Annotated in this window: 18 protein-coding genes and 1 pseudogene; 17 read left to right on the top strand and 2 right to left on the bottom strand. The window is 38.4% G+C overall.

The genetic code is table 11. The annotated features are described in order from the left end of the window. Window positions 1–25: 25 nt before the first annotated feature. The gene (ilvB, locus tag EWM59_RS01745; RefSeq protein WP_130019218.1) at window positions 26–1,786 is read left to right on the top strand and encodes a biosynthetic-type acetolactate synthase large subunit; all 1,761 of its coding nucleotides are present in this window, start codon (window positions 26–28) and stop codon (window positions 1,784–1,786) included. A gap of 54 nt (window positions 1,787–1,840) precedes the next feature. Here ilvB and EWM59_RS28540 read toward each other — a convergent pair whose 3' ends face one another. Next, window positions 1,841–1,969, bottom strand: coding sequence for a hypothetical protein (locus EWM59_RS28540; protein ID WP_262709103.1), 129 nt, complete (start codon window positions 1,967–1,969; stop codon window positions 1,841–1,843). On the opposite strand from EWM59_RS28540, the gene ilvN reads away from it, so the two are divergent. The 15 genes and pseudogenes from ilvN to EWM59_RS01675 all read left to right on the top strand — a co-directional run bounded on the left by ilvN (window position 1,917) and on the right by EWM59_RS01675 (window position 16,019). Then, a complete protein-coding gene (gene ilvN, locus EWM59_RS01740) occupies window positions 1,917–2,417 on the top strand; it encodes an acetolactate synthase small subunit (RefSeq protein ID WP_229239260.1) in 501 nt (166 codons plus the stop codon). The genes EWM59_RS28540 and ilvN overlap by 53 nt on opposite strands. 241 nt (window positions 2,418–2,658) lie before the next feature. Then, window positions 2,659–3,039, top strand: coding sequence for a GxxExxY protein (locus tag EWM59_RS01735; protein ID WP_207219932.1), 381 nt, complete (start codon window positions 2,659–2,661; stop codon window positions 3,037–3,039). Between the two features lie 193 nt (window positions 3,040–3,232). Then, on the top strand, window positions 3,233–4,276 hold the full coding sequence (gene ilvC, locus EWM59_RS01730; protein WP_130019216.1) for a ketol-acid reductoisomerase: 1,044 nt from the start codon (window positions 3,233–3,235) through the stop codon (window positions 4,274–4,276). A 212-nt stretch (window positions 4,277–4,488) separates the two neighbouring features. Then, window positions 4,489–5,715, top strand: coding sequence for a threonine ammonia-lyase (gene ilvA, locus EWM59_RS01725; RefSeq protein ID WP_130019321.1), 1,227 nt, complete (start codon window positions 4,489–4,491; stop codon window positions 5,713–5,715). 71 nt (window positions 5,716–5,786) lie between these two features. Further along, a complete protein-coding gene (locus EWM59_RS01720) occupies window positions 5,787–7,826 on the top strand; it encodes a hypothetical protein (RefSeq protein ID WP_130019215.1) in 2,040 nt (679 codons plus the stop codon). Between the two features lie 3 nt (window positions 7,827–7,829). After that, entirely contained in the window at window positions 7,830–8,528 is a 699-nt protein-coding gene (locus tag EWM59_RS01715) for a WbqC family protein (protein WP_130019214.1), read from the top strand. Between the two features lie 12 nt (window positions 8,529–8,540). Further along, complete coding sequence (locus EWM59_RS01710) at window positions 8,541–9,206, top strand: acetyltransferase (RefSeq protein ID WP_130019213.1); 666 nt, start codon at window positions 8,541–8,543, stop codon at window positions 9,204–9,206. 97 nt (window positions 9,207–9,303) lie between these two features. Beyond that, on the top strand, window positions 9,304–9,603 hold the full coding sequence (locus EWM59_RS01705) for a type II toxin-antitoxin system HigB family toxin (RefSeq protein ID WP_130019212.1): 300 nt from the start codon (window positions 9,304–9,306) through the stop codon (window positions 9,601–9,603). Window positions 9,604–9,613: 10 nt separating this feature from the next. Beyond that, the gene (locus EWM59_RS01700; RefSeq protein WP_229239254.1) at window positions 9,614–9,976 is read left to right on the top strand and encodes a helix-turn-helix domain-containing protein; all 363 of its coding nucleotides are present in this window, start codon (window positions 9,614–9,616) and stop codon (window positions 9,974–9,976) included. 124 nt (window positions 9,977–10,100) lie between these two features. Then, on the top strand, window positions 10,101–10,988 hold the full coding sequence (locus tag EWM59_RS01695) for a class I SAM-dependent methyltransferase (RefSeq protein WP_130019211.1): 888 nt from the start codon (window positions 10,101–10,103) through the stop codon (window positions 10,986–10,988). Between the two features lie 48 nt (window positions 10,989–11,036). Beyond that, window positions 11,037–11,381: pseudogene (locus EWM59_RS28325) on the top strand (endonuclease domain-containing protein); the annotation flags it as partial. A gap of 57 nt (window positions 11,382–11,438) precedes the next feature. Next, window positions 11,439–12,371: a glycoside hydrolase family protein gene (locus EWM59_RS01690; protein ID WP_229239259.1), complete on the top strand. Its 933-nt coding sequence runs from the start codon at window positions 11,439–11,441 to the stop codon at window positions 12,369–12,371. Between the two features lie 96 nt (window positions 12,372–12,467). Then, window positions 12,468–13,274 (top strand): phytanoyl-CoA dioxygenase family protein, encoded by an 807-nt coding sequence (locus tag EWM59_RS01685; RefSeq protein WP_207219928.1) that lies wholly within the window; start codon window positions 12,468–12,470, stop codon window positions 13,272–13,274. Window positions 13,275–13,517: 243 nt separating this feature from the next. Continuing rightward, window positions 13,518–13,898, top strand: coding sequence for an FtsL-like putative cell division protein (locus EWM59_RS28190; RefSeq protein ID WP_130019208.1), 381 nt, complete (start codon window positions 13,518–13,520; stop codon window positions 13,896–13,898). A 24-nt stretch (window positions 13,899–13,922) separates the two neighbouring features. After that, the gene (locus tag EWM59_RS01675; protein ID WP_130019207.1) at window positions 13,923–16,019 is read left to right on the top strand and encodes a penicillin-binding transpeptidase domain-containing protein; all 2,097 of its coding nucleotides are present in this window, start codon (window positions 13,923–13,925) and stop codon (window positions 16,017–16,019) included. A 33-nt stretch (window positions 16,020–16,052) separates the two neighbouring features. Here EWM59_RS01675 and EWM59_RS01670 read toward each other — a convergent pair whose 3' ends face one another. Continuing rightward, a complete protein-coding gene (locus EWM59_RS01670) occupies window positions 16,053–17,036 on the bottom strand; it encodes a YpdA family putative bacillithiol disulfide reductase (protein ID WP_130019206.1) in 984 nt (327 codons plus the stop codon). A 253-nt stretch (window positions 17,037–17,289) separates the two neighbouring features. On the opposite strand from EWM59_RS01670, the gene rseP reads away from it, so the two are divergent. Beyond that, window positions 17,290–18,624 carry an RIP metalloprotease RseP gene (rseP, locus tag EWM59_RS01665; RefSeq protein ID WP_130019205.1) on the top strand — a complete coding sequence of 445 codons (1,335 nt, stop codon included), beginning with the start codon at window positions 17,290–17,292 and terminating at the stop codon, window positions 18,622–18,624. The last annotated feature ends 22 nt before the right edge of the window (window positions 18,625–18,646 follow it).

The raw sequence follows: 18,646 nt of genomic DNA, 5'->3' as shown, positions 1-18,646 counted from the left end.
ATGATACTTTAAAAACCATTCTGACATGGGAAATTTATTAGAAGTAGAAGCTAAACAAGAGACTTTCGCTATCAGTCTTGAGCAACCCCAGAAGAAAGATTTTCTTTCAGGAGCACAGGCCATGATGGAATGTTTGTTAGCCGAAGGAGTAGATACCATCTTTGGTTATCCGGGTGGTGCTATTATGCCAACTTACGATGCCCTCTATGATTATATTGACCGCCTGAATCATATTCTGGTACGTCATGAACAAGGAGCAGGGCATGCCGCACAAGGCTATGCACGTGTCAGTGGAAAAACAGGTGTTTGTCTGGTAACTTCGGGCCCGGGTGGTACCAACCTTATTACACCTATTGCTGATGCTATCATTGATTGTACCCCATTGGTTTGTATTGTAGGTCAGGTAAAATCAACCTTATTAGGTACTGACGCTTTTCAGGAAACTGATATGATTGGTGTTACTACACCAGTTTGCAAATGGAACTATCAGATAACCAGTGCCGACGAAGTGCCTGAAATTATGGCTAAAGCCTTTTACATTGCCCAAACAGGTAAGCCTGGTCCGGTAGTAATTGATTTTACCCGTGATGCACAGGCCAATAAAATGACTGAAAAATTTGAATACAGGAAAGTTAATAAGCTGGTTACCTATCGCCCACGTATTGTTCCCAAACAAGACCAGATAGAAAAGGCAGCAGAACTGATTAATAAAGCCAAACGCCCTTATATCTTATTCGGGCACGGTGTACTCATTGCCGATGCAGTACAGGAGTTACTGGAATTTGTAGAAAAAACAGATATGCCTTGTGCAAGTACCTTGTTAGGACTTTCGGCGATGCCTATCGACCACCCGAATTATATGGGTTGGTTGGGTATGCACGGCATGTATGCGCCCAATGTCATGACCGACCAATGCGATGTATTGATTGCGATTGGAATGCGCTTTGATGACCGTGTAACGGGAGATTCTACCAAATTTGCCAAGCAAGCCAAGATTGTACATATAGAGATTGACCCTTCTGAAATTGAAAAAATTAAGAAGACCGAAGCACCAGTGGTAGGTGATGCCAAAGAAGCCTTAAAAATGCTGATGCCTTTGGTAAAGAAAGGAGATTTTACAGGCTGGAAAAATGAATTCAGAAAATTAGATGCCAGAGAACACCAGAAAGTAACCTTGCGTGATTTGAAAGGTGAGGGCAAAATTAAAATGGCCGAAGTAGTAGCCATGCTTTCTGATAAAACCAATGGCGAAGCCTGTATTGTAGTTGATGTAGGTCAGCACCAGATGGTGGCGGCCCGCTATTATCAGTTCCGCAAGCCGCACTCTTACATTGCATCAGGCGGATTGGGCACAATGGGTTTTGCCATTCCGGCTTCATTCGGTGCCAAAATGGGTGCGCCACACCGTGAGGTAGTAGGTATTATAGGTGATGGCTGTTTTCAGATGACTATTCAGGAGTTAGGTACGATAGCACAGAGTGGCCTTGCCGTGAAAATGATCATTCTGAATAATAATTATCTGGGTATGGTACGCCAATGGCAGCAATTGTTTTTCGATAACCGCTACTCTTTTGTAGAGTTAAAAAACCCTGATTTCATTACCATTGCCAAAGGCTTCGGTATAGAGGGGCATACTTGTTCAGAAAGAGAAACCCTGAGCGATTCGTTAGATAAAATGCTTAAATCAGACAAGGCTTATCTTTTAGAAGTATTAGTAGAAAAAGAAGAAAACGTTTTCCCAATGGTTCCGGCAGGCACCAGCGTTTCGGAGATACGATTGGAATAATGATGAATAACGAATGGCGAATTAGTGAATAAAACTTTTTGTCATTCTTCTTATTCACCATTCGCTATTCACTAATTCACGATTATCATTCATGACAACATACACTATTTGCGTATTTACCGAAAATAGCATCGGATTACTCAACAAAATCACAATTATTTTTACCAGGCGAAGAATCAACATTGAATCTTTGACTGTTTCGGAAACTGAAAGAAAAGGCATCTCTCGTTTTACGATTGTTATCAAACATGATAAACGGGAAGAGGTAGAAAAACTCGTTCGTCAGATTCGTAAAATCGTAGAAGTGGCGGCTGTTTTCGGTTATCTCAACGAAGACATCGTTTACAACGAAATTGCCCTCTACAAAATCTCGACCCCTATTGATGGTAAGGTAATCGATGTTGAAAACATCAACAAAGTTCATAAAGCATGGGTCGTTTATTGGGGGCTTGATTATGTGGTTATTGAAAAAACAGGTACAGAAAGAGAGATTTTCGACTTTTTCAAGTATATCAAACCGCATGGCATTATCGAGTTTGTACGCTCAGGAAGAGTAGCCGTAGGTAAAACTCCACAAGGTTTAATAGAATACCTACCTGAGGAAATTGCCGAATGGGAGTATTATTTATGATGTCATTTTGTCTGAACTATGATTTAACCGCGCGGCGTCCGCTGATTAAATGATTTCACTGAAAAAATGTAATGGTTGTTTTTTGATTTAATAAAACGTTTCATGGTAAATGTAATTAATTTCATGTGAAATAGACTATATATTTTGTAAGAAACAAATCAGCGCAATCATATAAATCAGCGGACGCCGCGCGGTTAAATCATAGTTCAGATAAAACAACCAAGACAATGATAGACGATAAATACAAATCTCCTCTATTACATCAAAAATCATTGGCTGTGCGATTGAAGTTCATAAAGTTTTAGGGAATGGTTTTCAGGAGGTTATCTATCAGAGAGCTTTAGAAGTAGAGTTTCAACGAAATAATGTTTTTTTCAATAGAGAATTTGAAATGCCCATACTTTACAAAAATGAATGTATTGGCACAAGGAGAGTAGATTTTTTAATAGAGGGGAAAGTAAGTGTTGAACTAAAAGCGATTGTCAAATTAGAAAATGTACATTATGCCCAGGCTATCAATTATTTAGAAGCTTATAATCTTGAAGTAGGTTTGCTAATAAATTTTGGTAGCGAAAGTTTGGAAATGAAAAGATTAATGAATTCAAAGTATAAATCATCATGAGTTAGTCTTGAATTTTGATTTAACTGATTGAATGATTTCACTGAAAAATAAAATATTTAAAACAGGAGTTAATCATTGAAGTAGCCTTTGTGTAATTCTGTCCAATAACTAATCAGTGTAATCACAAAAATCAGGTAAATCACAGTTCAGACAAAATCAGACAAATAGTAATAACACAAAACAAAACAATAAAATGGCAAAGTTAAATTTTGGCGGTGTTGAAGAAGAAGTAGTAACCCGCGAAGAGTACCCTCTTGAAAAAGCAAGAGAGTTTTTGAAAAAACAAACCATCGCTGTAATTGGCTACGGTGTACAAGGTCCTGGTCAGGCAATGAATATGCGTGACAACGGATTTAATGTAATTGTTGGTCAACGTCCTGGTAAAACCTACGACAAAGCAGTAGCTGATGGTTGGGTACCGGGCAAAACACTTTTCAACATTGAAGACGCATTGAAAAAAGGTAATATTATCTGTTTCCTTTTGTCTGATGCTGCTCAAATCGCTTTGTGGCCAACCGTTAAGAAATACCTTAAAAAAGGTAAAACTTTATACTTCTCGCACGGTTTCGGCATTACTTATAGTAAAAAGACTGGTATCAAACCTCCTAAAACTGTTGATGTTGTATTAGTAGCTCCTAAAGGTTCAGGTACATCACTTCGTCGTTTATTCGTAGAAGGCAAAGGTTTGAACTCAAGCTTTGCAGTATATCAGGATGCTTCAGGTCATGCACGTGAAACAGCCATTGCAATGGGTATCGGTGTAGGTTCAGGATATTTGTTTGAAACTGATTTCTACCGTGAGGTAACTTCTGACCTTACAGGTGAAAGAGGTACTTTGATGGGTGCTATTCAAGGAATTTTCGCTGCTCAATACGAAGTATTGCGTGAAAATGGTCACTCACCATCAGAAGCTTTCAACGAAACAGTAGAAGAATTAACACAATCGTTGATGCCATTAGTAGCAGAAAACGGAATGGACTGGATGTATGCCAACTGTTCTACTACTGCGCAACGTGGTGCTTTAGACTGGTGGAAACCTTTCCATGATGCAACCAAACCTGTATTCAAGAAATTGTATCAAAGCGTAAAATCACAAAAAGAGGCTGCTCAATCTATCGAGCGTAACTCTCAACCTGATTACCGTGAGAAATTAGAAGTAGAATTAGCAGAATTACGTGAGTCAGAAATGTGGCAGGCAGGTGCTACCGTACGTAGCCTGAGACCAGAAAGAAACTAATTCTTTATTTAATAAGATTAAGCATGGAATGAGTAGGTAAAAACACCTACTCATTTTATTTTTTATTACATTTGGCAAAAATTCGGGTAAGCTATTAAGCGTTACCTGTTCATTTAAAAGAAATTAAAATAGGTTAAACACTCATTTAACCAATCACCAGCATCAACAAAACCGTGTCAGAAAAAACATTAATCTTTCCAGACATAGACAATATGTATGTCGCAGCCGAAAGGCTTGAAGACGTAGCTACACATACGCCATTAATGCACAATTTGAATCTTTCAGAACGTTATGGAGCCGATATTTACCTCAAGCGTGAAGATTTACAGGTAGTGCGTTCTTATAAAATCAGAGGTGCCTACAACAAAATGGCAAGCCTGTCTAAAGAACAATTAGATAAAGGAGTGGTATGTGCCAGTGCAGGCAACCATGCCCAGGGACTTGCTTATGCCTGTAAAAAAATGGGTGTAACTGGTACCATCTTTATGCCTACGACAACGCCTGCCCAGAAAATTAAGCAAGTGGGTATGTTCGGAAAAGAATTTGTAAAGATTGAACTGGTAGGTGATACCTACGACGATGCCTATTTTGCCGCTAAAACTTTTTGCGAGGAACAAGATGCTACATTCATTCATCCGTTTGATGATTTACAGGTCATAGAAGGGCAAGGCACAGTTGGGCTTGAAATCTTTAAAGACTCTAATTTTAAAATAGATTACCTTATTTTTGCCATTGGTGGCGGTGGTTTGGCGTCGGGGGTATCGACTGTTTTTAAACAGTTATCACCTAAAACCAAACTGATTGCTGTTGAGCCGTTGGGTTCGCCAACTATGAAGAAATCTCTGGAAGCCGGACAAGTAGTAACCTTAGATGAGATAAATAAGTTTGTTGATGGCGCAGCCGTAAAACGTGCCGGAAACTTAACTTTTGAAGTCTGCAAGCAAAATCTCAATCATGAAATCATTCTGATTCCTGAAGGAAAAGTATGTACTACCATTCTTGAATTGTATAATGAAGAAGCCATCGTTGCCGAGCCTGCCGGTGCTTTATCAGTTTCTGCTTTAGACTTTCTGAAAGATGAAATTAAGGGCAAAAACGTAGTTTGTATCATTGGTGGTGGAAATAACGATATTACCCGCACCGAAGAAATCAAAGAGCGTTCTTTGTTGTATGAGGGTTTAAAACATTACTTCATCATACGTTTCCCACAACGTGCAGGCGCTTTTAAAGAGTTTTTGAACGATGTTTTGGGACCTACTGATGATATTGTGCTTTTTGAATATAATAAAAAAACCTCCCGTGAGCGTGGGCCTGCATTAGTAGGCATTGAATTAAAAAACAAATCAGATTATCAGCCATTGGTTCAACGTATGAAAGACCATAATATCCAGTTTGAATACATCAACAAAAAACCTGATTTATTTGAGTTTTTGGTTTAAACAGGTTTATAGTTTAGGACGGAACCTGATTCCGCCTTACCTTTGTAATTCAAGAAGCCCTTATTATTTGAATGTATTGGATATTTCTGCTCCTTTTTCTTTTGTTCATCTGGCAAATCCACCGAAATGCTGCCTACATTTCTGAAAGCCTGAGCGATTACGGTCTCAAATGGTTTCTTGGTCTGGTTTCGTGTATTATTCCAACAGGGTTCTTCTTAGCAAAACTCAATCTGATTAATCAACCTGTCTATTGGGGTGCATCGGCAAATGTAATAGCTACTTTATTCCATGTTCTTTTCAGGCAGATAGCCAATAATCATCATTTTAATCTACAAACAGGTTTCCAAGGCTTACAACAAAAGTTAGCAACCAACTGGCTTAATCAGCCTGTTTTAAATAAGGTTTCTTTTGGTATTCTTTTATTAGCAGTATTCATTACAGCTATCATAAACCTGATTATTTCATTTGTTACCTTCCCGAACGAATGGGATAGTATGACCGGACATCTGGTTAAATGTGCTTACTACCTGCAAAATGGGAATATGGACCGCTTGCAGGGCACTACCTGGACAATTGATTTTTATCCGAACTCATTGCCCACATTGCAGCTGTTTTTTTATCATGTATTAGGTGAAAAAGGGTTTAAGGTAATTCATTACCTCTCCTATTGGTTTTTTGCTTTATCCAGCTATGGTATTGCTTATAAAATCTCCAAAAACTTTATTGCTTCGCTTTTTGTAGGTCTGATTACGCTTTTACTGCCAACAGCTTTAGTTCAAGCTACTACTACTGAAACCGATATAGTACTAAGTGCTTATTTAGGTATTTTAGCTTATACATTGTTTTCATTCAAACAAAAACCTACACCACTCAATATTATTCTAATTGCCTTAATTGCAGGTGTATGGATTGGGCACAAGGTTACCTTTTTACTCATTGCTCCGGCAGCTTTTGCTGTGGCAATTTATACGGTTTTACGAAAAAAAGAGTTTTATAAAAACATCAATCTCTTCGTAAGTAGTTTCTTGATTAGTATTGCTATATATGTACTGCCTACAGGCTATATTGGTAATATAAAGGAGGTAGGAAAATTCAGCTTGGGTAGCCTTTCGGCACCGCCGATGGTCATGAAATGGCATGGAGTTGAAGAGTATACCGGGAAAGAAAAAATCAAAAATATTGCCTTGAACATTGGTCGCTATTCTTCTGATTTTCTGAATCTTGATGGCCTCCGAAGCACAGACATTGGCAAAAAAATTAATGATATATTCCGATATATTCCTGATAAAATTTTGGGCAGTTTACCTATAGAGGGAGAAAAATTTACAGTAGTATCCTATTTTTCTTTCGACCATCCTATCCGTTTTTATATTGAACGCCCTTATTGGGGTATTATCAGTTTTGGAATGGTATTACCTGTTGCGCTGATACTCTTTTATCATGCTATCAGAAACTACCGCACCATCACTACTATTCAGAAAAGTTTGTTGATATTGGTAGCAGCATCTCTATTACATTTTCTTTCATTAAGTTATTCAGCACCTTACGACCCTATTAAAGCAAGATATTTTCTGAACATGGCGGTTTGGTGTATGCCCTTGTTGGCGGCATTTTATGTTTTGTCTGAAAAACATAAAATCTGGCAATACTGGCAATTGCTTTGCTGTTTAGTAGTTGGGGTTTCGGCTGTTTGTAGTATTTTATTTACACGTGTTCATCCGATATTTACTGAAAGAAATATCTTTAATATGTCTCGAATGGAACAGGTAACCATTGCCCGTCCGGACATTTATGAAGCCTATAAACGATTTGACGAACTCGTACCTAAAAATGCCATTGTTGCCTTAGGTACACAACAAGAGCACGAAGACTTTGAATATCCACTCTGGGGAGAGGAGTTTAAACGCAAGCTGATACCTATTCATCCGTTCCGTAGCAGGGTAAAACCTATACCTGCTGAAGCTGAATACCTGTTTTATTCTAAAGGTGTGCTGCCCTATCAGCAAGGTGATATTGCTTTAGGTATAGGCGATGAGCACAATGATACTCCCGTAGAAGAAAGTGCCTTTTTTCTGCGAAAATTAAATCCTCAAACTGTAAAAACTAAATAAGTTATGACTATCGGAATCATGCAGCCATACATTTTTCCCTACATTGGTTATTTCCAATTAATCAGTGCCGTTGATAAATTTATAGTGTATGACGATGTAGCTTATATCAACAAAGGCTGGATAAACAGGAATAATATTCTGATTAACGGAAAGGCATCTATGTTTACACTCCCGTTGATTAGCGCCAGTCAGAATAGGTTAATCAGAGAGATTGAAGTAGATAATCTGGAAGCATGGAGCAAAAAGTTTTTTAAGACAATAGAACAGTCTTATAAAAAAGCACCTTTTTATCAGGAAACTTTAGCCATTCTTAAACAGGTTTTTCAGTCTAATCCTGCAAATATAGCCGAGCTTTGTACCACAAGCCTGAAAGCAACCTGCCAATATGTAGGTATTTATACAGAAATTGTGGATAGTTCGGTTGTCTATAATAACCAACATCTGAAAGCACAGGAACGTATTTTAGATATTTGCTTGCAGGAAAAAACTGACCATTACATCAATCCTATCGGCGGAATGGCTATTTATGATAAACAACTTTTTGCCGATAATAAAATCTTACTTAATTTTATCAAATCGAAGCCCATTCAGTATAAGCAGTTCAGCCATGAATTTGTACCCTGGCTTTCGATGATTGACCTGTTAATGTTTTGTCCGGTTGAGGCGATTCATGCGTATTTAAAAGAATTTGAGTTGGTTTAAACAAAAATCCCAATGGCAAAAGTAGTAGTTTTCGGTACTGAATTAGTGGCAGAATTAGCCCATTATTACCTCACACATGACTCGGAGCATGAAATTGTAGCATTCACTAAAAACAAAGCCTATATCAAAGAAGGCGAAACTTCTTTCTGTGGCATACAATTGGTAGCCTTTGAAGATGTTCCCGAACTTTTCCCTCCTGCAGAATATAAATTCTTTGCCCCATTGAGCGAACGCAAAATGAACCAGATTCGGGCAAAAGTATATGGCGAAATTAAAGAGATGGGTTACGAGTGTATCTCTTATATAAGTTCCAAGGCAACTGTTTTAACCGAACAGATTGGTGAAAACTGTTTCATATTAGAAGACAATACTATTCAGCCATTTGTAAAAATCGGCAATAATGTAGTATTGTGGAGTGGTAATCACATCGGTCACCACGGCGAAATAAAAGACCATGTCTATTTTACTTCTCATGTAGTATTATCAGGTCGTTGTGTGGTAGGTGAATACTCATTCTTTGGTGTGAATGCCACCATCCGTGATGGTTGTACCTTAGGCGAAGGCACACTAATAGCTATGGGAGCCAACCTAACCAAGGCCAAAACCGAGCCTTGGAGTATCTGGAAAGGTAATCCGGCCGTAAAATCTGAGGTTTCGAGTAAGGATATTAATTTGTAAGTTCTAAAAGGATTTTAAAAGATTCCTAGTAAATAAATCGCACAAAAAGTTACCCAAATGGTAACTTTTTGTATTTTTGTTACGTTAATATACTATTATGAGAATTATTGCAATTAAAACATTAAAAGAGTTTATCGACAAATATCCTGATTCGCAAGCGAGTATTCAGGAGTGGATAAAGAAAATGTCTAAAGGCAATTATAAAACACCGCAAGAAGTTATTATCGAGTATAAAGATGCTGATTTTGTTGGTAATACTCGTATAGTATTTAATATCTCACGAAATAAATACAGAATGATTGTAGCATTTCGGTACGATAAACAAATATGTTGGATAAAGTTTATTGGCACTCATGCCGAATATGATAAAATTGATGCTAGAACCATAGAATTTTAATTATTATGTTATGGAAAATATAACTATTACCCCAATCAAAACGGCAGAAGAATATACTACTGCAATGAATAATATCAGGCAACTTTGGGATTGTCCTGAAAATAGTAAAGAGGCTGATCTATTGGAGGTTCTATCTATTCTGGTAGAGGATTATGAGAAAAAACAGTATTCGATCACTCCACTTGACCCAATAGAAGCTATAAAATATAAAATGGAAGAAGAAGGATTGAATCAAAAAGATTTAGTAAAATACTTTGGAAGCAAAGAGAGAGTATCGGAAGTTTTAAATAAAAAGAGGCCTCTCACTCTTAGGATGATTAAAAATCTATATCATAATTTGGGGATTTCTGCTGATAGTCTTTTAGCATTATAAAATCTATTTACACTTTTTCACCAAAACCATAGGATAAACTAATCCATAGAATCTGCCTTTTTCCTATGGTTTTTTCAGCAAAAATCTTGAACTTTGACGCTTTAACATAGATATAGACCAAATAATGACTCAATTTTTTGACCAATTGATTTGCCCTAAAACCAGAACTAAATTGGTTCTTTCGGCCGACGGCAAAACACTTCATAATACCTCTCAGGAAGAACCCCTCTCGTATGATATACACAACATTGTAGATTTAGTTTATCCAAAAGAACTTTTCGAGCAAGACCGCAAAGAGCAAGTAGCTTATAACGATGCCCACTTGCGTTATGACCGTGGCGTATCATGGGTATTCCAATCTTTACATGCCAACGAAGCAGCCACACGCAAAACCATGATTGGTATGTTGAAGCTAAAACCGGGTATGAAGGTATTAGAAGTTGGGGCTGGTACAGGAAAAGATTCAGCATATATTATTGATAAAATCACACCGGGCGGTCATGCCGTTTTATCTGATTTATCTCCTGCCATGTTGGGTCATGCGAAAGAGAAATTTGCCGATAAGAAAGACGTAACGATAGATTATTTCATTGGGAATGGTGCTTACCTGCCATTTGAAGACAATTATTTTGATGCTGTTTTTCATTTTGGGGGCATTAATACGTTTTCAGAAAGAGCCAAAGCATTCGAAGAATTCAACCGTGTGGTAAAAGTGGGTGGCAGAGTAGTTGTGGGCGACGAAAGCGTAGGTGCATGGCTAAGAGACCAGAAAACCTATCAGATATTGATGGATGCCAACCCCATGTTTGCCGACCAGGTCCCTCTACAAGATTTACCAAAGAATGTGAAAGACGTAAAATTGCAATGGATTTTTGGTAATGGCTATTATGTATTAGAATTTAAGAAAACCAAAAAAGCTCCGACAGTTAATGTAAATCTTCAAATTCCGGGGAAAGATTTTAAGGATAACTGGAGAATCAGAGCTGAACGCAACCGTAAGGCGAACAAATAACCGCCCCCCCGCCCCTAAAGGGGAGCTAACACAAAATACATTCAGGCTATGAAGGAGAATATGTTTTATGGGGCTGGGAATATTATTTTTGAAAAGGCTGCTAAATTGAGAGCGAACCCTACACCGATGGAGGAGCATTTGTGGCATTTTCTTTCTAATAGTCAGTTAGGTGTTAGATTCAAAAGACAGCACCCGATTGACAATTATATAGCAGATTTTTACTGTCACTCTCTTAAATTAGTAATTGAAATTGATGGTAGTGTTCATAACACTGAAGAGCAAAAATTAATAGATAAAGAAAAAGACGAATTTTATAAATCGGTTGGAATTACAGTGTTGAGAATTACAAATGAAGTTTTAAGCCGTTCCACCGAAGAGATATTAAATATTATCAAAAGAATGATAAACGAAGATAAAAGCCCCCCTTTAGGGGCTGGGGGTGTGGCTCCCATTTGGCAAAAAAAAGGGGTAATCTACAAACCAGATGGTACTTTGGCACATAGTCGTTCGCATGCACAAGTGCCTTATGCTTACAAACATAAAGATTTTTTGAGAGTATATTTTTCATCAAGAGACGACCAGGGACAATCACGTCCGACATTTATTGATGTGGACTATGACGACCCGACTAAAATCCTTTATATCCACGATACTTTCGTATTAGATTTAGGCGGGCCGGGCGAGTACGACGAAACAGGAGCAATGCCATCCTGGTTTGTACCGCAATCAAACGGAGACATCTGGTTGTATTATACAGGCTGGAATCGCACCCACAACTCTTACCGTCTGTCTATGGGGTTATCTATCAGTACTGATGGGGGAATTACCTTCAAGAAAATGTTCCGTGGGCCTATTATGGATAGATCAATCCACAATCCTATCTGGGCAGCGCAGCCATCGGTTATGTACGTAAATGGTCGTTGGATGATGTGGTATATTTCAGGACAAAAATGCGAGTACATACATGGATACCCTGAACCCTATTACGATTGCCGTGTAGCAGTATCTGAAGATGGTATTAAGTGGGAACCTACAGGCGATATAGCTCTGCCATTTGATGATTTTTTACACGCAGTAGGTCGCCCAAGTGTGTTTTTTGAAGATGGCATCTTCAAGATGTATTATTCTTATCGACATACCAGAGATTACCGCACCGACCGCAACCAAAGTTATCGTTTAGGTTATGCCGAATCGAAAGATGGTTTCCAATGGGAACGTAAAGATAATCTGGTAGGAATTCATAAATCAGAGAATCCGAATGATTTTGATTATGAAATGATAGATTATGCTTATTGTTATGAACATAATAATAAAAAATATCTGTTATACAATGGTAATGGGTTTGGTAGAGCAGGCTTTGGCTATGCTATTTTAGAGAAATAAAAGCTATACTGATAAAAATCATTTTATAGGCTTACTACAGCAGTTTATTTTGACCTATTATTTAATTTTTTGAATGGATTATAAGCTATAGTAACAATGAAAGAACAATTTAACAAAGACGGCTATATTATTCTGAAAAATTTCTTTAGCAAAGAAGAAATCAATCAGATATATACCGAAGCCCGTAAACTTTTTGCCTTGCAGATTCAACGGGTATTGGGCAAAAGTGTAGATATTGATAATAAAGATGAGTTTGAGCAAGCCATGTTTGATTTGTTCGAAGCCGATTTCAATACTTTTGTTAATACTGGTAAACAAGCACAGCATTTAATATCTCTGCACCGTTTAGGTACAGAATCTAAATTGATTAACTTACTAAAATCGCTGGGTTACGATTTTCCCATGATTGGGGTACGTCCTGCCATGCAGTTCAATAGTCGCTACTTGTCAAAAGGTGGTAGCCATTGGAAATTAGGGGCACATCAGGACTGGCGCACAGGTCAGGGTTCATTAGATAGTATTGTTATGTGGTTTCCGATGGTAGATTGTGGTGAAGCATTAGGTTCATTACAGATTTTACCTGGCAGCCACAAAGATGGCTTACTGAAAGCGGATACATCGGGTTATTTAGGCAGTATTCAGGAAGATTTACCAGAAGATGCCTATATCCAGACCGAGTTTGAAGTGGGGGATTTACTGGTTTTTTCGGCGTTTTTGGTACATCGTTCAGGGAATAATGTTACGAATAATATCCGTTGGTCTATCCAGTTGCGTTATAACAATATGGCAGAACCAACCTTTCAGGAAAGGGGTTTCCCGATGCCCTATATTTATAAACCGGAGGCAGATCTGGTAACACCCGATTTCCCAAAGAAACAGCAGTTAGAAACGGTCTTTTCCTGATAGAAAAGAACGTGTAGAAATACAAGTGAAACGCTTATGAATGAATAAGTTATAAATTTGTAAATATTAAAACAATACCTTGAAAAAATCGTTCTTTCAGTAAGGGCGATTTTTTTGTTGTAGATGATTGGGTTAGTATTAAAATTTACAAAAAAATTGCACAACTTTTGACAGAATCAGGAGATAATTCATACATTTGTTTGACAATCGTGCTTTAATAATAACTATAAATCATCTATCGGAATGGCAACCAATACCTTTCGCCACCGTTCTGCACCTGCTGTGCCCAAGGCTCCACGCAAAGCCGGGCTTTTCGAACGCATCAACACATGGCTTAGTAACCGATTCAATTTAGGGGATTCTCTTCCTACCGAAACACTCAAACGCATTGTCTGGTTAGGTGTTCTTTGTATTTTCTACATTTATGTTCAACACAGTTACGAAGGTTTTATCAAAAAAATTGAGAAAACCCGTAATGATATGGAAGAAAAACGTGCTGAGTATATTTCGCAGAAATCACGCTATATGTTTGCCAGCAAACAATCTGAAATTGCTAAAAAGCTAACAGATAAAGGGCTGGAAGAAAACATTACACCCCCTAACAAAATAGTGGTAAAAGAGTAATTAAATCCAACTAACAAAAAAATCATGTCAGCGAAGCCCTCTATCCGTGAAGAAATTCAATGGCGAGCCAAACTTACTTTCGGTTTAATATTTCTGATAGGCTCGCTTATAGCTGCTCAGATATTTGTTGTACAGGTATTTCAGAAAAAGAAATGGATGAACAAAGTTGCGAAAGTACAACGCAAACCTATGCAGATAAAAGCTACCCGTGGCAATATTTATGCTACTGATGGCAGTAGTTTACTGGCTACGTCGGTACCCCGCTATCGTGTTGGTTTAGATGTATCCAGAGCTAAAACCAAGTTTTTTAATGACCATTTAGACTCATTAGCCAACTTATTATCAGACTTCTTTCAGGACCGTACGCCCAATCAGTACAAAGAATTAATCTTGAATGCCCGAAAAAGTAGAAAAGTAAAATTTGTGGCTTTTGGCGACCGCCTGGTTGATTTTCAGGAAATGGAAGAAATCAAAACTTATCCTTTTTTTCGTGAAGGCAAAATGAAAGGGGGTGGTAAGTTTGAACAACTGAACCGTAGGGTAATGCCTTTTGACGATATGGCCTTGCGCTCTATCGGAAAACTTGACCGTGATACCCAATCGAAAGGAGATTTCGGAATCGAATTCAGCTTTAATAATTATCTGGCCGGAAGAGACGGTGTAGGGCTTTTTCAACGGTTAGCCGGAGGTGCATGGAAACCCATAGAAGATACGCCGGAAGTTCGCCCGGAAGCAGGGCAAGATGTAGTAACTACCATCGATGTTAATTTTCAGGATATTGTTGAGAGTTCTCTACGAAATCAGGTAATAAGTACCAATGCCAAGTATGGTTCAGCCATAGTCATGGAAGTGGCTACCGGACAGATTAAAGCGATTACGAATCTTTCACGCAGGACTAAAAAAGGTGAGACTTACTATACCGAAGACTTCAACTATGCCGTAAAAGGAGGTACCGACCCGGGTTCTACTTTTAAACTGGCAAGTATGGTGGCTATTTTAGAGAAAAGTAAATTAGGGTTAGATGCTCCGGCTGCCTATTGCGGCGGTTCTATCATGCATAATAATATTGAAATGAAATGTTCAGAAAAACACGGCAATCAGACTGTGAGACAAGTATTTGAACATTCGTGTAATGTAGGTATTTATACCCTGGTTAAAAATTATTTTGGTTTCTCAAGAGCCGATAACTTTGTGTCCTACCTGAGCAATTTCAGATTAGACAAGCCTGTTGGTTTTCAGTTGAAAGGCGAAACAGAACCCATCATTAAGAATGGAAAAAGTTCTACTTTCAGTTCTACAACCGTCCCCTGGATGTCGATAGGCTATGAAAGCCGGCTGACGCCTCTGCAAATGCTTACTTTTTATAATGCTATTGCCAATGGCGGACACTGGGTACAACCTTTTATTGTGAAAGAAATAAAGGAGGCCGACAGAGTGATAGAGAAATTTGAAGGCCGTAAAGAAGAAGGTCAGATTTGCTCAGACCGCACCATTAAGCTGGTACATGAAATGATGAAAGGTGTCGTAGAAAATGGAACAGCCCAAAATATCAATACAGGGTTCTGTAAAGTAGCCGGGAAAACAGGTACCTCTCAGAAAAGGGAAAACGGCTATGTACAGGGGCAATATTATACCGCTTTTATCGGTTTCTTTCCTGCCGATAATCCTAAATACAGTTGTGCTGTCATTATCGACGAACCACAAGGGACAAACCTTTACGCTCGTGATGTGGCGGCTCCGGTATTCCGTACCATTGCTGATAAAATCTTTGCTTATGATGTAGCCATTCATCCGGCTAAAAACAAAAACAGCAATGTACAGAAAATTGAAACACATGAGCAAAGTGGCTATGCAGAAGATTTCAGAACTGTAGCAGAAACACTGGGGCTACAAAATGCACCCGGTAATGCTGGTTGGGCAAAAGCTGTTAAAAATGGTAATAGCATAGCCTGGCGTGTAGTAAGTGATAATACCGATTTACCTAATGTAGAAGGCATGACCCTACGTGATGCCATATACTTACTGGAAAATAAAGGTTACAAGGTAAAATATTCAGGCATAGGCAAAGTGGCTGATGTAGCATTAGAACAACCCAAGACAATTTCCTTGGTTTTGCAGTAATAAAGAATTTCCTTATTTCTAAAAACCCCACGATTAAGCCAATTGTGGGGTTTTTATTATCTTCTGTGCAATCTTTTCAGCGTGTACCCGTGAGTTTTCTATAAATAGGCTATGGGTATCCATACCGCCACAAATTACCCCTGCCAGATACACGTTTTTCAGGTTGGTTTCCATTGTATCATCATTATATTCCGGCTTCATGATTTCATCTTCCGATAAATTAATCCCTATTTTTTTCAGGAATGCCAGATTAGGTTGATACCCCGTCATCGAAATCACCCAGTCGTTTGCTATCGTCTCTATACCATTGGGGGTTTGTATATCTACTTCATTTTCCCGTATCTCTGCAATTTCAGCATTAAAAAATGCTTTGATAGACTCTTCTTTAATTCTATTCTCGATATCAGGTTTAGCCCAGTATTTTACTCGTCTGCCTATTTCGCCTTTCCTGATAACCATTGTTACCTCGGCGCCCTTACGCCAGGTTTCCAAAGCGGCATCAACCGCCGAGTTATTGGCTCCTACTACCAAAACTTTCTGGAAAGCATAAAAGTGCGGGTCTTTGTAATAGTGGGTTACCTTTGCTAAGTCTTCACCCTTTACCCCCAATTTCTGTGGAATATCATAAAAGCCCGAAGCAATAATAATATGGTCGGTTTCATAAGTATTCTTTTTGCTGATTACCTCATAACCTTCTGTATCTTTTGGCATTACCTGCAATACCTCTTCAAAAAGCCTTACGTTCAGACGCTTATGTGCTGCTACCCGCCGATAATATTCTAATGCCTCGCTACGGGTAGGTTTGGCATTATTTGATACAAAAGGCACCTCTCCTATCTCTAAACGTTCAGAGGTACTGAAAAAAGTCATATTCGCAGGATAGTTATATAAAGAGTTAACCAGGCAGCCTTTTTCTAATATTACATACTTTAAGCCCGCCTTCTGGGCTTCTAAACCGCACGCAAGCCCTATCGGGCCACCGCCTATAATAATTACATCGTACTTTACTGGATTCATGCACAATTCCATTGTGGATATTAAAATATGGGTATCTACTAATCGTTTAACAAAGATTTAATTAAAAATCGTTCTTTTCATTAATAAGTATGCTAATTTTGAATGTATTTTCGTTAGTAGTGGCATAGATTATGCAGGCTGAACGTAGGATTTAGCGAAAATGGAACGAACACCCAAGCATTTGCGTTTGCAAAACAGGATATTTTATGGCTAAATAACCTATACATTATCTTTAAATTTATTCAATTTTCTAATGGCAGTATTAACAATGATTGGGCAACTTTTGCTTGCCTTAACAATTCTGGTCGGGTTACATGAGTTTGGACACTTTATTTTTGCTCGTATCTTTGGTATTCGTGTAAATAAATTTTATATATTCTTCGACTTCCTTTTCCCATTACCTAATGTGCTGAACTTTGCCTTGTGGAAAAAGAAAGTAGGTGATACCGAATATGGTTTAGGTTGGTTTCCATTAGGTGGTTATGTAGATATCGCAGGGATGATTGACGAAACCAAAGATGCTTCTCAGCTTTCTTCAGAACCTCAGCCTGATGAGTTCCGTTCAAAACCAGCCTGGCAACGTCTGTTTGTGATGTTAGGGGGTATCATTGTAAATATCATCTTAGGGATTTTGATATTCTGGGGAGTAAAATTTGTATGGGGCGATGAATACTATTCAAAAGCAGAGGTAAACAAGGCAGGGATTTATGCTTATCCGTTAGCCCAGGAAATCGGATTAAAGAGCGGCGATAAAATCATGAAAGTTAATGGCGCAGATTATGCCGATTTTGGTGAAGTGCGTGCCGCTTTGATGCAGGAAAATACCGAATTTACAGTAGAAAGAGCCGGAGAAATTAAACAAATACCTGTTCCGAATAATCTGATTGATAAGGTAGCGACTAAAGTTCCTTTTATTGAGCCGATAATGCCTTTTAAAGTGGGAGAAGTAACTAAAGACTCCCCAGCAGAAAAAGCCGGACTAAAAGAAGGAGACAAGATTGTAAAAATTGATAGTACGCCAGTTTCTTATTTTCAGCAGTTTCAGACTGAGCTGGAAAAATACAAGAATAAAAAAATTGAATTAGTAGTTGAGAGAGGCGGTCAGCAGGTAAAACTATATCCCGTTGTTTCAGGCGAATCTAAATTGGGTTTCAGAGCAAACTCACAATTAGTGGCAAGTACCCAAAAATATAACTTTGGCGAAGCCTTTGGTGTAGGTGCTACAGAAGCATTGTCTGTAATTCCTAACCAGATTAAAGGTTTCGGGCGTATTTTTAAAGGACACATTTCTGCCGGTAATGCAGTAAGTGGTCCGGTAGGCTTAGCCCAATGGTTTGGAAGTTATTGGGACTGGGAAAGATTCTGGGGACTAACAGGTCTGCTTTCGATGGGCTTAGCCTTTATGAATGCTCTTCCGATTCCAGCCTTAGATGGTGGTCACGTAGTAGTTTTATTGTACGAAATGATTACACGACGCAAACCATCAGAGAAGTTTATGGAGCGTACCCAGCAAGTAGGTACATTCATTTTATTGACACTGATGGTATTGGTACTCTTCAACGATACTTTTAAGGCATTGTTTAGATAATAGTTTTATCGGGGTAGAATAG

The organism is Emticicia agri, assembly GCF_004168285.1.
Classification (GTDB): Bacteria; Bacteroidota; Bacteroidia; order Cytophagales; family Spirosomataceae; genus Emticicia; species Emticicia agri.
Note: the sequence above shows the minus strand (reverse complement) of the source record. Positions and strands in the feature narration are given on the sequence as shown.